The sequence below is a fragment of the Roseateles sp. FW305-36 genome, assembly GCF_058787015.1.
In genome coordinates this window covers 175,084-189,094 of sequence record NZ_JBYSZK010000004.1, presented here as the reverse complement: position 1 = coordinate 189,094, position 14,011 = coordinate 175,084, and the positions used below count along the sequence as shown (strand labels likewise).

At 67.6% G+C, this 14,011-nt stretch carries 12 protein-coding genes and 1 tRNA gene; 3 read left to right on the top strand and 10 right to left on the bottom strand.

Translation table 11 applies throughout. The features are described from left to right. Positions 1-87: 87 nt before the first annotated feature. From AC3WOE_RS09455 to hemA, 6 genes are all read right to left on the bottom strand, one after another. A complete protein-coding gene (locus AC3WOE_RS09455; RefSeq protein ID WP_492689982.1) occupies positions 88-648 on the bottom strand; it encodes a UbiX family flavin prenyltransferase in 561 nt (186 codons plus the stop codon). After that, on the bottom strand, positions 645-959 hold the full coding sequence (gene grxD / locus AC3WOE_RS09450) for a Grx4 family monothiol glutaredoxin (RefSeq protein WP_310263237.1): 315 nt from the start codon (positions 957-959) through the stop codon (positions 645-647). Before grxD ends, AC3WOE_RS09455 begins: the two co-directional genes overlap by 4 nt. Positions 960-1,014: 55 nt before the next feature. Next, positions 1,015-1,590 carry a hypothetical protein gene (locus AC3WOE_RS09445; protein ID WP_492689981.1) on the bottom strand — a complete coding sequence of 192 codons (576 nt, stop codon included), beginning with the start codon at positions 1,588-1,590 and terminating at the stop codon, positions 1,015-1,017. 111 nt (positions 1,591-1,701) lie between these two features. Continuing rightward, complete coding sequence (gene prmC, locus AC3WOE_RS09440) at positions 1,702-2,511, bottom strand: peptide chain release factor N(5)-glutamine methyltransferase (protein ID WP_492689980.1); 810 nt, start codon at positions 2,509-2,511, stop codon at positions 1,702-1,704. After that, entirely contained in the window at positions 2,508-3,599 is a 1,092-nt protein-coding gene (gene prfA / locus AC3WOE_RS09435; RefSeq protein WP_492689978.1) for a peptide chain release factor 1, read from the bottom strand. The genes prmC and prfA overlap by 4 nt, the downstream gene beginning before the upstream one ends. Before the next feature lie 78 nt (positions 3,600-3,677). Further along, the gene (gene hemA, locus AC3WOE_RS09430) at positions 3,678-4,940 is read right to left on the bottom strand and encodes a glutamyl-tRNA reductase (protein ID WP_492689976.1); all 1,263 of its coding nucleotides are present in this window, start codon (positions 4,938-4,940) and stop codon (positions 3,678-3,680) included. A 56-nt stretch (positions 4,941-4,996) separates the two neighbouring features. On the opposite strand from hemA, the gene AC3WOE_RS09425 reads away from it, so the two are divergent. Continuing rightward, positions 4,997-5,272, top strand: coding sequence for a hypothetical protein (locus tag AC3WOE_RS09425; RefSeq protein ID WP_492689974.1), 276 nt, complete (start codon positions 4,997-4,999; stop codon positions 5,270-5,272). Here AC3WOE_RS09425 and miaB read toward each other — a convergent pair. The 4 genes from miaB to AC3WOE_RS09405 all read right to left on the bottom strand — a co-directional run bounded on the left by miaB (position 5,262) and on the right by AC3WOE_RS09405 (position 8,879). Further along, complete coding sequence (gene miaB / locus AC3WOE_RS09420; protein ID WP_492689972.1) at positions 5,262-6,617, bottom strand: tRNA (N6-isopentenyl adenosine(37)-C2)-methylthiotransferase MiaB; 1,356 nt, start codon at positions 6,615-6,617, stop codon at positions 5,262-5,264. The two genes, AC3WOE_RS09425 and miaB, sit on opposite strands and share 11 nt — an antisense overlap. Next, positions 6,614-6,991 carry a hypothetical protein gene (locus AC3WOE_RS09415; protein WP_492689970.1) on the bottom strand — a complete coding sequence of 126 codons (378 nt, stop codon included), beginning with the start codon at positions 6,989-6,991 and terminating at the stop codon, positions 6,614-6,616. The genes miaB and AC3WOE_RS09415 overlap by 4 nt, the downstream gene beginning before the upstream one ends. Positions 6,992-7,089: 98 nt before the next feature. Further along, a tRNA-Met gene (locus AC3WOE_RS09410) sits at positions 7,090-7,166 on the bottom strand. A gap of 54 nt (positions 7,167-7,220) precedes the next feature. Then, the gene (locus AC3WOE_RS09405; RefSeq protein ID WP_492689968.1) at positions 7,221-8,879 is read right to left on the bottom strand and encodes a rhamnogalacturonan acetylesterase; all 1,659 of its coding nucleotides are present in this window, start codon (positions 8,877-8,879) and stop codon (positions 7,221-7,223) included. A gap of 132 nt (positions 8,880-9,011) precedes the next feature. On the opposite strand from AC3WOE_RS09405, the gene AC3WOE_RS09400 reads away from it, so the two are divergent. Together AC3WOE_RS09400 and AC3WOE_RS09395 are read left to right on the top strand one after the other, a co-directional pair. Continuing rightward, positions 9,012-10,364 carry a hypothetical protein gene (locus tag AC3WOE_RS09400; RefSeq protein WP_492689966.1) on the top strand — a complete coding sequence of 451 codons (1,353 nt, stop codon included), beginning with the start codon at positions 9,012-9,014 and terminating at the stop codon, positions 10,362-10,364. Positions 10,365-10,774: 410 nt separating this feature from the next. Then, positions 10,775-13,921, top strand: coding sequence for a TonB-dependent receptor (locus AC3WOE_RS09395; RefSeq protein WP_492689965.1), 3,147 nt, complete (start codon positions 10,775-10,777; stop codon positions 13,919-13,921). Positions 13,922-14,011 lie beyond the last annotated feature (90 nt).

The window sequence follows — 14,011 nt, the reverse complement described above, 5'->3', positions numbered from 1 at the left end:
CCTGAGAGTCGGTTCCAGCCGACATCTTCCCGGTGGGCTGGCCATCTCAAGGGCCGTGCAAGGCCCGATTCACCCGGCAGTTCGCCCTTAGAGGCCGGTCCAAGCCTTGGGCTGGGCCTGGGCCACGCCGGCCAGCTCCAGCACCCTTTCCACCGTCTCATTGACCATCTCTTCAATGGTCTTGGGGTGGTGATAGAAGGCTGGCAGCGGCGGGAAGCAGATGCCGCCCATCTCGGTCACCGCCACCATATTGCGCAGATGCGCCAGGTTGAAGGGCGTTTCGCGCACCATCAGGATGAGGCGGCGGCGCTCCTTCAGCGTCACGTCGGCGGCGCGGGTCAGCAGGTTGTCACCCAGGCCGTGGGCAATCGCGGCCAGGGACTTCATCGAGCAGGGCGCCACGACCATCGCGGCCGTGGCGAAGCTGCCGCTGGCGATGCAGGCGCCGATGTCGCCGGGCGCATAGGCGTGGCTCGCTTCGGCTTCCAGGGCCGAGCGGTCCAGGCCGAGCTCGTGGTGGGCATTGAGGATGCCGGCGGGCGTCGCGATCAGATGGGTCTCGATGCCCAGCTCACGCGAGCGGCGCAACAGGCGCAGCGCATAGGCCGCGCCCGTGGCGCCCGTCAGCCCGACGACAAGGCGGGTCACGCCGTAGCCAGGGCTTGTTGGAGCTCACCCGACTCGTACATCTCCATCATGATGTCCGAGCCGCCGACGAATTCGCCGCCGATGTAGAGCTGGGGAATGGTGGGCCAGTTGGCGTAGTCCTTGATGCCCTGGCGCACTTCCTCGTCTTCCAGCACGTTGAAGGTCTTCAGGTCGGTCACGCCGGCGGCCTTCAGGATCTGGATGGCGCGGCCGGAGAAGCCGCACATCGGGAACTGGGCCGTGCCCTTCATGAAGAGCACGACTCGGTTGGACTTGACCAGGTCGTCGATGCGTTGCTGAACGTCGCTCATTGCAGTTCTCTGAAAAGGCAAAACCGCAATTATCCCGGACGGATCCCGTCCGTTATCAGTAGCTGTAAGCCAGGCCCAGTTGCAGCAGGGGCTTGAAGCGCAGGTCGCGCATGGCGTCCTCGAAGCCCTGGGCGCTGCTGCGGCCAAAGCGCAGGCCGCCGTAGGTGCCCGACATCAGGCCGAAGTCGGCACTGAAGGCCAGTCCGCCCCGGTTCACGCGGCCCGTGTAGCCGATGCCGACATAGGAAAGATTGGCGTTGTCGACCGAATAGGCGTCCGGCCCGCTCAGCGACAGGCTGCGCCGGCCGGCGGTGATGGAACCGCTGCCCAAGGCCAGGCCGCCGCTGCTTTGGGACATGGACAGGGGACCCATCAGCACGCCGCCGGTGGCGCGCAGGCCGCCGCGCAGGCTGGAGAAGCCGGAACTGGTGAGGTAGTAGTCGCCCAGCAGGTTGGCGCTGAGAACGCGGGAGCCGCCGAGGTGAGGCAGTTGGGCCTCGCTGCCGCCGTCGACGCTGCTGAGCTGCAATCGGGCCTGCCAACGCGGATTGGCATCGCTGTCAGCCCACGCTGAAGCGGCACCAAAAAGGGCAGCGAGGCTCAGAACTGCGGCGCTGGCAAGGCGGGCCATGATCGTCTCCTGCGCGGTGCATCGGCTGGCACCGGGATTTGATACTACGCCCGCGGCTCAGTTACGGGAATCAAGAACTGGCAGCAATACATCACACATTTCGGGGTGGTTTCAGCCCGTTGCATCCCAGCGGCCACCACTGGCGCGGGCCCGATCGGCCAGGTCGCGCCTCAAGGTGGCCTGGGAAAACCCTTGCGCCTGCAAGCGCGAAGCCACGGCCTCGGCCTGGTCCCAGCCATGCTCCATCAGCAGCCAGCCGCCGGCGTTCAGATGTTGCGGCGCAGCATCAATCAGGGTCTGCAGATCGGCCAGGCCGTCGCCGCCGGGCGTCAGCGCCGTGAGGGGCTCGTGGCGCAGGGCCGGCAGATGCGGGTCGTCGCCGGCGATATAGGGCGGGTTGCTGACGACGAGGTCGAAGCGCTGGCCGGCCAGCGGCTCGAACCAGCTGCCCCAACGCCAGTCGACCTCCAGCGCAAGCCTCTCGCCGTTCGACCGGGCGACGGCCAGGGCGTCAGCGCTGAAGTCGACGGCCGTGACCCGGGCGCGCGGGCAGGCGGCCTTGATGGCCAGGGCGATGGCGCCGCTGCCGGTGCCGAGGTCGACGACGGTTGGCTCACCAGGCAGGGCGGCCAGCAGCTCCAGCGCCCAGTCGACCAGGGTCTCGGTGTCGGAACGCGGGATCAGCGTGGCTGGCGTGACCTGCAGCAGCAGGCCGTGGAAGGGCTGCCAGCCGGTCAGGTGGGCCAGCGGCTCGCCAGCGGCCAGGCGGCGCAGGGCGGCATCGGCAGCGGGCACCAGCGCATCGCCGTGGGTGACGAGCCAGGTGCGGCTCTGGCCGGTCAGATGGCCGATCAGCGTCTGCGCGTCACCGCGCTCGATGCCGAGCTGGCGCGCCAGGGCCAGCGCTTCATCAACCGTCATGTGCGCCCGGCTTCCAGCTCGGCCAGCTGTTCGGCGGCCTGGGCGGCCAGCAGGCCCTGGATGACGTCGCTCAGGTCGCCGTCCATGATCTGGCCCAGCTTGTAGAGCGTCAGGTTGATGCGGTGGTCGGTCAGCCGCCCCTGGGGGAAGTTGTAGGTGCGGATGCGGTCGCTGCGGTCGCCGGTGCCGATGAGCCCTTTGCGCGTGGCGGCCTCCTTGGCGGCGCGTTCGCTGCGCTCCTTTTCCTGGATGCGGGCCTGCAGCACCTGCAACGCCTTGGCCTTGTTGCTGTGCTGGCTGCGGCCGTCCTGGCATTCGGCCACGATGCCGGTGGGCAGGTGGACGACGCGCACGGCGGAGTCGGTCTTGTTGATGTGCTGGCCGCCGGCGCCGCTGGCGCGGAAGGTGTCGATGCGCAAATCGGCCGGGTTCAGCGTGATGGCCTCGGCCTCGGCCTCGTCGGGCTCGGGCATCACGGCGACGGTGCAGGCGCTGGTGTGGATGCGGCCCTGGGTTTCGGTGGCCGGCACGCGCTGCACGCGGTGTCCGCCGGACTCGAACTTCAGCCGGCCATACACGCCGTCGCCCTCCACGCGCACGACCAGCTCCTTGTAGCCACCCAGGTCCGACACGTTCTCCGACAGGATCTCGGTGCGCCAGCCCTGGGCTTCGGCGAAGCGCAGATACATGCGCGCCAGGTCGCCGGCGAACAGGGCCGACTCATCGCCGCCGGTGCCGGCGCGGATTTCCAGGAAGGCGTTGCGCTCGTCGTCGGGGTCCTTGGGGATCAGCGCGAGTTGCAGCTCCTGGTCGAGTGCGGTCAGTGCTGCCTCGTTGGTGGCGATCTCCTCGCGCGCCATCTCGGCCATCTCGGGGTCGTCCAGCATCTCGCGCGCGGCGGCGAGGTCGGCCTCGTGAGTCTGGTAGCGACGGTAGCGCTCGACGAGGCCGGAGACCTCGGCCTGCTCCTTGGTCACCGAGCGATAGCGCTTCATGTCGGCGGCAATGCTGCCGTCGGCGAGGAGGGCGTCGAGCTCGGCGAGGCGGTAGCCGAGGCGGTCGAACTGCTGGCGCAGGGAGTCTTTCATGGCGGGAAACGGGAAGGGCAGTCAGGGGCGGCGCGAGGACTTGATCCTGGAGCACCGGGCGGCGGCAGGTGAGCGCCGCTAAGACTGCTTGCCGCGCAGGAAGAGGCGCGACACCGTCTGGGCCAGTTGCAAGCGCTGCTCGCCGTCGCTGCTGTTCAGCTCGGCCAGCGTGCCGTGCAGCAGCTTCTGGGTGAGGCCCCTGGAAAGGGCGTCCAGCACCTCGTCCACGTCGGCGCCCTTGGCCAGCAGCTTGCGGGCGCGGGCGATTTCCAGCGCGCGCCAGTCGTCGGCCTGGGCATGCAGGGCCTGGATCAGCGGCACGGTGTGGCGCTGGTCCAGCCAGTGCATGAAGCTCTGCACGCCGGTCTCGACGATGGCCTCGGCCTGGGCCACGGCGGCCTGGCGCTTCTCGCCGGCCGTCTGTACCTGGGCGGCGAGCTCGTCGACGGTGTAGAGGTAGACGTCGTCCAGCTGGGCGACCTCGGGCTCGATGTCGCGCGGCACGGCCAGGTCGACCATGAACATCGGGCGGTGCTTGCGCTTTTTCAGCGCCCGCTCGACGGCGCCCAAGCCGATCAGGGGCAGGCTGGAGGCGGTGCAGGAGACGACGATGTCGAACTCATGCAGGCGCTCGGGCAGGTCGGCCAGGCGCATGGCCTCGGCGCCGAAATGTGTCGCGAGCTTTTCGCCGCGCTCGAGAGTCCGGTTGGCGACGGCCATCTGGCGCGGTGTCTTGGCCGCGAAGTGAGTCGCGGTCAGCTCGATCATCTCGCCGGCGCCCACGAACAGCACACGGGTCTTGGCCAGGTCTTCGAAGAGCTGGCCGGCCAGGCGCACCGCGGCGGCGGCCATGCTGATGGAGTGGGCGCCGATCTCGGTGGAGCTGCGCACTTCCTTGGCGACCGAGAAGCTGCGCTGGAAGAGCTGGTGCAGGGTCGTGCCCAGGGCGCCGGCGTTCTCGGCCTCGCGCACGGCCTGCTTCATCTGGCCGAGGATCTGCGGCTCGCCCAGCACCATGGAGTCCAGCCCGGCCGCGACGCGGAAGGCATGGCGGGCGGCATCGCTGCCCTGCATCACATAGGCGTGCTCGCGCAGGGCGCCGGCCTGCACGCCGCCGGTGTCGGCCAGCCAGGCGATGGCGGGCTGCACCAGGGCCGACGGCGCGGCCACATAGACCTCGGTGCGGTTGCAGGTGGACAGTATGGCGGCCTCGGGCGTGCCGGACAGCTTCTGGCGCAGGCCGGTCAGCGACGGCGCCAGTTGTTCGAGAGTGAACGCAAACCGCCCGCGCAGATCGAGCGGGGCGGTGTTGTGGTTCAGGCCGAGAGCAAAGACCGACATGGAAGCTGAATTGTAGGATTCGCGGCTTTTCCGCCCCTGACGCCGGTCAAGTCCGAATGAGCCCTCTCGACGCCTTCTGGCATATCACCAACCTGTTTGCGCCCGCCTGGGGGCTGGCGGCGCTGCTGGCGCTGGCGATCAAGGGGCTGTGGCGGCGTGAGGCGAAGTCTTTGGGCTGGCGAAAGCTGTGGGCCTGGGGAGCGGCGGGTGGCACGGTGGCCACCATCGCGACTTTGATTCTGCTGGGTCGCGACGGCCGCATGGCCGGCTACGCCTTGCTGGTGCTCGGCGTGGCCCTGCCACCCTGGTATTTGCTCAGCTTCAGGCGCTGAGCACCTCCTCAGTCGTGACGACCTCGCCGCGCAGGGAATGCGCGAAGGCCGTCGTGATGCGCACATCGACGAGCTGGTTCATCAAGCGCGGCGAACCCGCGAAGTTGACGATGCGGTTGCACTCGGTGCGCCCCATCAGCTCGGAGGCGTCCTTGCGGGCGTTGCCGGTGACCAGCACCTTCTCGACCTTGCCCACCATGCCCTGCGAAATGCCGATGGCATGCGCCTCGATGGCGGCCTGCAGCTCCTGCAGGCGCTTGACCTTGACCTCGTAGGGCGTCGTGTCCTCCAGCGCCGCGGCCGGCGTGCCGGGACGGGGGCTGAAGATGAAGCTGAAAGACGCGTCGAAGCCGACGTCCTGTACCAGCTTCATCAGCTTGGCGTGGTCTTCGTCGGTCTCGCCGGGGAAGCCGACGATGAAGTCGCTGGCCAGGCGCAGGTCGGGGCGGATGGCGCGCAGCTTGCGCACGATGCTCTTGAACTCCAGCGCCGTGTAGCCGCGCTTCATGGCCATCAGGATGCGGTCGCTGCCATGCTGCACCGGCAGGTGCAGGTGGTTCACCAGCTGCGGGATCTTGCCGTAGGCCTCGATGAGGCGGGGGCTGAACTCGTTGGGGTGGCTGGTGGTGAAACGCAGGCGCTGGATGCCGGGGATCTCGGCGGCGTATTCCAGCAGCAGGGCCAGGTCGGCGTACTCCGCCGTGTCGCCCATCTTGCCGCGGTAGGCATTGACGTTCTGGCCCAGCAGGTTGATCTCCATGACGCCCTGGTCGGCCAGGCCGGCGATCTCTGTCAGCACGTCGTCGAAGGGCCGCGAGACCTCTTCGCCGCGGGTGTAGGGCACCACGCAGTAGCTGCAGTACTTGGAGCAGCCTTCCATGATGGAGACGAAGGCCGAGGCGCCCTCGACCTTGGCCGGCGGCAGGTGGTCGAACTTCTCGATCTCGGGAAAGGAGATGTCGACCTGCGGGCGGCGCTGCTCGCGGCGGGCTTCCAGCATCTGCGGCAGGCGGTGCAGGGTCTGCGGGCCGAAGACGACGTCCACATAGGGCGCACGCTCGATGATGGCCGCGCCTTCCTGCGAGGCCACGCAGCCGCCGACGCCGATCATGACGCCCTTGGCCTTGAGATGCTTGACGCGACCGAGGTCGCTGAAGACCTTCTCCTGCGCCTTCTCGCGCACCGAGCAGGTGTTGAACAGGATGAGGTCGGCCTGCTCGGGGTCGTCGGTGGGCGTGTAGCCCTTGGCGGCGCCCAGCACGTCGGCCATCTTGTCCGAGTCGTACTCGTTCATCTGGCAGCCGAAGGTCTTGATGTAGACCTTCTTTTGGGGCGCCTCGCTCATGGCTTGACCCACGTCTGGTTGCCGGGAATGAACTGCCAGCTCGCGGCCTCGGCCGGCGTCGTCGGCCAGGTCTTGTTGGCGAGCTCGGCCGGGTTCAGCACCCAGACGTCCATGATCAGGCCGCTGGACTCCACGGTGTAGTGGACGATGAGCTTCTGGCCCGTCAGGCCGGCCGGTTGCACGAGCAAGTTGGTGTCACCCTTGATGCGGCTGCCGGGCGCCAGGCGTGCGTACTTGCCGTTCAACAGCACGTCGGGGTACTGCGTGATGACGAACTCGCCGCGCAATGCGGTGGCCGGGAAGAAGCGATGGGTTTGCGCCTGGGCGACCAGGCAGGTGGCGGCGAGCGCCAGCGGGAGAACACAGCGGTACATGGCATGTCCAGTGGCTGCGTAAGCAGTCGCCGCGGCGGCTGCAAAGCGGGTCTGAAAAGACAAACGGCCCGAGCAGTGTGCTCGGGCCGTTCGGATTTTGGTGGCGCTTCAGGGACTCGAACCCCGGACCTGTGGATTATGATTCCATCGCTCTAACCAACTGAGCTAAAGCGCCTGAGCCCGCCATTCTAAGCGAAGTTTTTTGGCGCTGGCAAGCAGCTGCGAAAAATCAGAGCGAAGGGTTGCGCAGATAGCCCTGCAGGGGCTGGCCCGGCAACTGCCCGAGCCCGCGGGCGACCTGGGTGGCGTTGAACACCGCACCGGCCTCGTTGGTGTGGGTGCGGGCATCCGAGAAATAGGTTTCGACGCGCTCGGGACCCACGGCGCGGTAGGCCTCGGTGATGAGCAGGGTCAGGTCGATGAACCGGGCGCCGTTGGCGCGTGCGACCTGTTCGCCCCAGGCGGCGTAGTTCTCGAAGTCGCGCGGCTGGCCCGCCTGCCAGCGGTCCTTGTGCGGAACAGGCGACAGGATGACGACGCTCGCTCCCTTGGCCTTGGCATCGCTGATGTAGCGGGCCAGATACCAGCCGAAGCTCTGCACCATCTCCTTCGTGCCGTCGGGCTTGGTGTCTTCCACGGCCTCGGGGCCGGTGCCCGGCACCGAGCCGCGGTTCTTGCCGGCCGGGTCGCCGATGCGGGCGCCGTCGTTGTGGCCGAACTGGACCAGCAGGGTGTCGCCGGGCTTCAACTGCTCGAGCACGGCAGCCCAGCGGCCCTCGGTGAAGAAGGTGCGGCTGCTGCGGCCACCGATGGCGTTGTTGACGACGTTGATGCGCTGGGTGTCGAAGAAGGCGCTGAGGCGCTCGCCCCAGCCCCAGGCGCCGTTCTGGCCGCCGCTGCGCACGGTGGAATCGCCGATCAGCACCAGGCTGGGCAGCCTGGGGTCGCGCGGCGCTTCGACCTTGACCTTGCGGGCGTCGACCACCGGCCGGTCATCGCTGCCGTCGGGCGCGAAGCGGCGCAGATAGAAGGCGTCGGGCAGGACCTTGTTCTGGATCAGGCCGGCGATGACGAACTGGGCGTTGACGGCCGCGCCCAGCCAGTTGGTGTGCACGGTCTCCTGCGGCATGTCGGCAGGGAAGAGCTTTTCGACAGTCTCCCTGCCCAGGGCCTCGTAACGCTGCGCACCCCATTCGTTGAGATCGATGAAGGCCACGCCTTCCTGCTTCGCCACTTCGGCCGCCCAGGCGGCGTAGTTGCCGCCGGCCCGCGTCACCTTCACGCCGTCGGCCTCCCAGCGCTTGCGGATCACCGGCGAGCAGATGACGGGCGTGGCCCCCAGCGCGCGGATCTCGGCGACATAGCCGCGCAGATAGGCGCCGTAAGTGGCGACCGTCTCGGGCTTGCCCGTCAGCAGGTTGTTGATCTCTTCCGTCTCGGGCCCCGTGCCGCGCAGCACGCCGCGGGCGCGGCTGTTGTCATTGACCGGGCTGGCGTCGTTGTGGCCGAACTGCATCAGCACCCAGTCGCCTCGTCTGATGAAGGCCTTGCTGCGATCCCAATGGCCGCTGGTCCGGTAGGTGCGGCTGCTCAGGCCGCCGACGGCGCGGTTGACGAGGTTGACCTTGCCCGCGTCGAGGTAGGCGGCGATGGGGTTGCCCCAGCCCCACTGGCCTTCGGCACCCTTGCCCTGGCCGTCGTCGTGGCCGTTGCGCACCGTCGAGTCGCCGATGAGGATGATCGACGGCAGGTCGGCGCGGGCCGGTGCGGGCAACTGGACCTGGGCCTTGGCCGGGTCGGTGCTGGCGGTGAACTGCTGGGCGTTGGCGGCGGGCAGGGCCAGCAGCGAGAGCAGGGCGATGAAGGTGCGGATCATGGGGCGGATCATGGGGCGGATGCTAGGAGGCCGCGGCCCGGCGCGCGAGTCGTGACGGCGCAAGTTCTTGAGCGATTGGAGGCCAGCAACATCCAGCAAAGGTCGCAGTCCTAGAGTCGCCTCACCCTGACCCGAGCTCTCACCATGTCGCTTCGCAAGACCTCCCTGCTGTTGGCCCTGCTGCTGGTTCTCGCGCCCGCCTGGGCCCAGATCGGCCAGCGCTTTCCCTCCGAAAAGCGCGTCGTCAATGACCCCGTCACCGGCACGCCGCTGACCTTCCTGACGACCCAGCCGCGCGGCGACTCCAAGATCTATCCCAGCCACCCGCAATGGACGTCCGACGGCCAATGGCTGGTATTCCGCTCCAATCGCGTCAAGGGCGAAGCCATCGCCGTCAACGAGGCCAGCGGCGAGATGGTGCAGGTCACCGAGGGCGGCTACGAGGGCATGCTCAATCTCGCGCAATCGGGCGGCAACAAGCTCTACTTCCTGCGCAAGGATCCCGCGGGCGCGGCCAAGGTCATGCAGGCCATCGAGGTTGACCTGGATCGCGTCTTTGCCGACAGCAAGGCCGGCGCCATGAAGCCGGCGGGCAGCTACCAGCGCGTCATCGCCACGCTGCCGGCCGAACTGGAGGCCTTCGGCGACAACGCGCTCGATGCCGATGGTCAGTGGTTCTACTTCCGCATCCAGGGCAAGGCCTATGCGGGCGCCAGGCTGCCCGCCGGCACCAAGATCGAAGCGCCCTTCGGCCCGCGCGGCATGGGTGCGGGACCGCATGCCATCGGCAAGATCAACGTGAAGACGGGCGAGATCCAGCATGTCGTCTCCGTGCCTTTCCAGATCGGCCACATCCAGGCCAATCTCTGGAACCCGGGCGAGCTGGTGTTCAGCTGGGAGACGGGCGGCAAGTCGCCGCAGCGCACCTGGACGGTCAAGGGCGACGGCAGCGGCCTGCGCCCCCTCTACCCCGAGGCGCCCTATGAGTGGGTCACGCACGAAGCCGTCATCGGCAAGGACGAGGTGGCCCTGGCCATCATGGGCCACCGCGCCATTCCCGGCGTCGAGGACCCCCTGCGCGCCGCGGGCACCGATGTGGGCGGCGCCAACCCGGGCCAGGACGCCGCCTGGGGCGACGCCGGCACGCGTGAAAAGCCCACCGGCCTGGCCATCGTCAATCTGCGCACCCGCGAAGTGAACCTGGTCGGCCAGACGCCATCGGGCAGCGGCCTGTGGCATGTGCATGGCTCGCCGGACGGTCGCTTCGCGGTCGGCGACGACTTCAGCCGCAGCCTCTACCTGATCGACCGCCGGACGCGCGAAATGATGCTGCTGACCACCGGCCACAAGACCACGGCGCGCGACCATGTGCACCCGACCTTCAGCCCTGACGGCAGGAAGATCGAAATCCAGTCCGCCATGCTGGCCGCCGACGGGCGCGAGATGAATATCTGCGTCGTGCCGGTGCCCAAGGCTTGGCTGGAGCGCCGGCCTTGAGATTTCTCCGGCGGCTGACTTCAATATTGACGAAGTCGGAAAATATTCAAATCTGAATATCCTGAATTCTGCATAAAACCCGCCTTGAGCGGGTTTTATTGCATGGGGATATTCGATGCGGTTTCGGGCTGACGCTCAAGCTGCCGGGCATGCCTTGGCTCTCGCGACCTGCCGGCCGGCAGCTTCGATGGGCATTGATGCGCACGGGGTTCGCCGGACGCTCCCGGATAATCAGAAATTTGATCGGAACCTGCGTCTTTCCAGGGTTTACGCGGGGGCGAACCGCTCACGCTCTTGATTCTTTGCTGCTGTGTGAACACGCGGCAAAACCAGCGCCCTAGACTGTCTCCGGGGCATTAAAGAGGGTCGTTTTGAGCCCTTTCCCGGTCGATATTCTGGAGACAGACAAAATGCTGAAGAAGATTCACGGCGCCGCACCGGTTTCGCGTTGGACTCCGCTGGCGCTCGCCATCTCGGCCGCCCTGGCCGGCCAGGCCCAGGCCCAGCAGCCCGCGGCGCCGGCCGAAGCTGCCTCCGCGCCCGCCGCCGACAAAGCCAAGGCCCAGCAGCTCGACACCGTCACCGTCACCGGCATCCGCCGCTCCATCCAGAGCGCCATCGACCGCAAGCGCAACGGCTCGACGGTCAGCGACAGCATCGTTGCGGAAGACATCGACCAGTTCCCCGACAAGAACGTCGGCGAGGCGTTGTCGCGCATCACCGGCGTGCAGCTGTCGCGCCAGTTCGGCGAGGGCTCGCAGGTCTCCATCCGCGGCGTCGAGCCCGACCTGAACCGCGTCGAGATCAACGGCATGTCGGTGCTCGGCACCAACGGCGGCGCCGGCCGCGGCGCTGAACTGCGCGAGCTGGCGTCCGAGTTGATCGCTTCCATCGACGTCATCAAGGGATCCACCGCCGACCTGACCGAAGGCGGCATCGGCGGCACCGTGCGCATCACCACGCGCAAGCCGCTGGACTTCACCAAGACCACCGTCGCCGGCACGTTGGCGGCCGAGCAGGGCAGCCTGCGCGGGGGGCTGCAGCCGCGCGGCACGCTGCTGCTGGCCGACAAGTTCCTGGACGGCAAGCTGGGCCTGATGGCCAACCTCGTCTACGACAAGATCTACACGCGCGGCGACTTCTCGCGCAACACCTCCTGGGCCTTTCTGCGCGACTGGGACTTCTCGGCCGAAAAGACCGTCACCAGCCTGAACGCCAACGCCGCGGCCGTGACGACCTCGGCGGGTTGCGCCGCGCTGACCAACACCACCGACCGCAACGCCTGCCTGTCCCAGTGGTTCGACTATTCGCCGCGCATCTCGCGCTATGGCATCTGGACCCGCGACCACAAGCGCAGCTCGGCCGAGCTGACGGCGCAGTACCAGTTCACCAAGGAGCTGGACGCCTACGTGAGCTACCAGGCCAACAAGCAGGCGCAGCGGCTCAACGACATGAACTACGGCACCGACTTCTCGGCGGTGACGCGGCTGGCCTCGGCGGGCAATGCCCCGGTCTACCGCGCTGACGCCACGGTGCAGACGGCCGGCACCTGCGTGGCCGCGCCGACAGCCACCACGCCCGCCGGCATGGTGGTGGAGAACCACCACGTCACGCAGTTCACCGCGGGCAACTGCCTGAACGTGGCGGGTCAGGGCGGCCAGGGCGCGTTCAGCACCTCGGCGCGAGACTTCGCGCTGGACATCGACTCCAAGTACACCACCGCCGGCTTCAAGTTCAAGAACAGCAGCTGGCGCATCGAAGGCCTGCTCGGCGACTCCAAGTCCGACTACAAGAGCGAGAGCAACAACATCGTGCTGACGCAGAACGCGCCCGGCCTGGTCGTCAAGCTCGACGGCAGCCGCCTGCCGCAGTTCACCTTCCCGTCGGCCTACAGCCCCGACAACGCCTCGTCCTATGTCCAGGCGCAGATGCAGTACCGCCCGTCGGCCACCAAGAACACCGAACGCCAGGCCAAGCTGGACCTCCAGTACAACTTCGACCACCCCTTCTTCCAGAGCCTGTGGTTCGGCGGCCAGGCGCGCGAGTCCAGCTCGCGCCAGTACAACGGCGGCGGCTATCTGGTGCAGAACAACGGCAGCCTGACCGCCACCGACGAAGCGGTGGACGTCAATGCCCGCACCGCCAACGTCAACCAGACCTTCATCTGGGACCCGCTCTACACCGGCACGGCGCAACGTCCCAACGACGCGCAGACCTATATCAACAGCGGCTTCAAGACGGCCTACGTGACCGGCGCGCGCATGCAGGAGATCGTCAACGCGATCCGCACCAAGTCGCCCGGCACCTTCCTGGGCGGCTATGGCGACGTCTCCGGCGTGCCCGCGAACTGGACGGCGCCGAGCTATGCGGCCACGGTGGCGTCGGGCATCTTCGATACCAGCGACTTCACCCAGAAATACCTCTACAACACGCCCGGCAACGACGGCAAGACCTATCCGCAGATTCCGGCCTTCGACATCACCGAGAAGGTCAAGGCCGGCTATGTGCGGCTGGACTGGGGCACCGAGATCTTCGGCCTGCCGCTGGATGGCAACGTTGGCGTGCGCTACACCCGCACCGACGTGACCTCGACCGGCATCCGCACCGACCGCACCTGCAACCCGGCCACCGTGTCGAGCTGCTCGGTGCTCGTCAACAGCAACACCGTGGTGTCGCTCAGCAACAGCTACAACGACGTGCTGCCCAGCCTCAACGGCACGCTGCAGCTGATCAACGGCCAGCTGCTGGTCCGCGCGGGCGCGGCCAAGGTGATGGCGCGTCCGGCGATCGACCTGCTGGCCCCCAACGTCACCTGCACGACCGGCAGCGGCGACCCGGCGCGCGGCGGTGACGGCACCGACGACTGCACGGCCGGCAACCCCGACCTCAAGCCCTACCGCGCCACCAAGTACGACCTGAGCCTGGAGTACTACCCCAGCCGTGACACCCAGGTCAGCCTGGCCACCTTCCGCACCAACATCGGCACCTATGTCCGCAAGGGCATCGTGAACCGCGGCGTCGACTTCTACGGCGACGGCCGCCTGTTCGACGTGACCCAGGCCATCAACGGTGAGGGCGCCAAGACCCAGGGCATCGAGCTGGCCGGCCGCACGGCGCTGTCCTTCCTGCCCGGCTGGCTGGGCAACTTCGGCGTCGATGCCAACTACACCCGCATGGCCTTCAGCTACGCCAAGGGCAACGAGCTGATCAGCCCGCTGGACAACTCCATCCTGCCCTATCCGGGTCTGTCGAAGAACTCCTACAACCTGGGCCTGTGGTACGACGACGGCAACTTCAACGCCCGCCTGGCCTACGCCTACCGCGACAAGTACTACACCGGTCTCAACGACGTGTCCGGCAATCCGAACTTCGCCGACAAGACCGGCTATCTGGACGCCAAGATCCAGTGGAAGGCCACCAAGAACTTCACGCTGGCCCTGGAAGCCAAGAACCTGACCAACCAGGCCGAGCTGACCTATGCCGGCGACCTGGGCCGCCCCAACGAGCTGGCCTGGTCGGGCCGCCGCTACTACGTCACCCTGGGCTACAAGCTCTGAGCCGAATCGAACTCCCGGGCCGGCATGGCCTCTGTGTTGCGCCCTGAGCGCGCCGGCCCCCGCTCCCGCTGGGGCCGTTTTTTTTAGAGC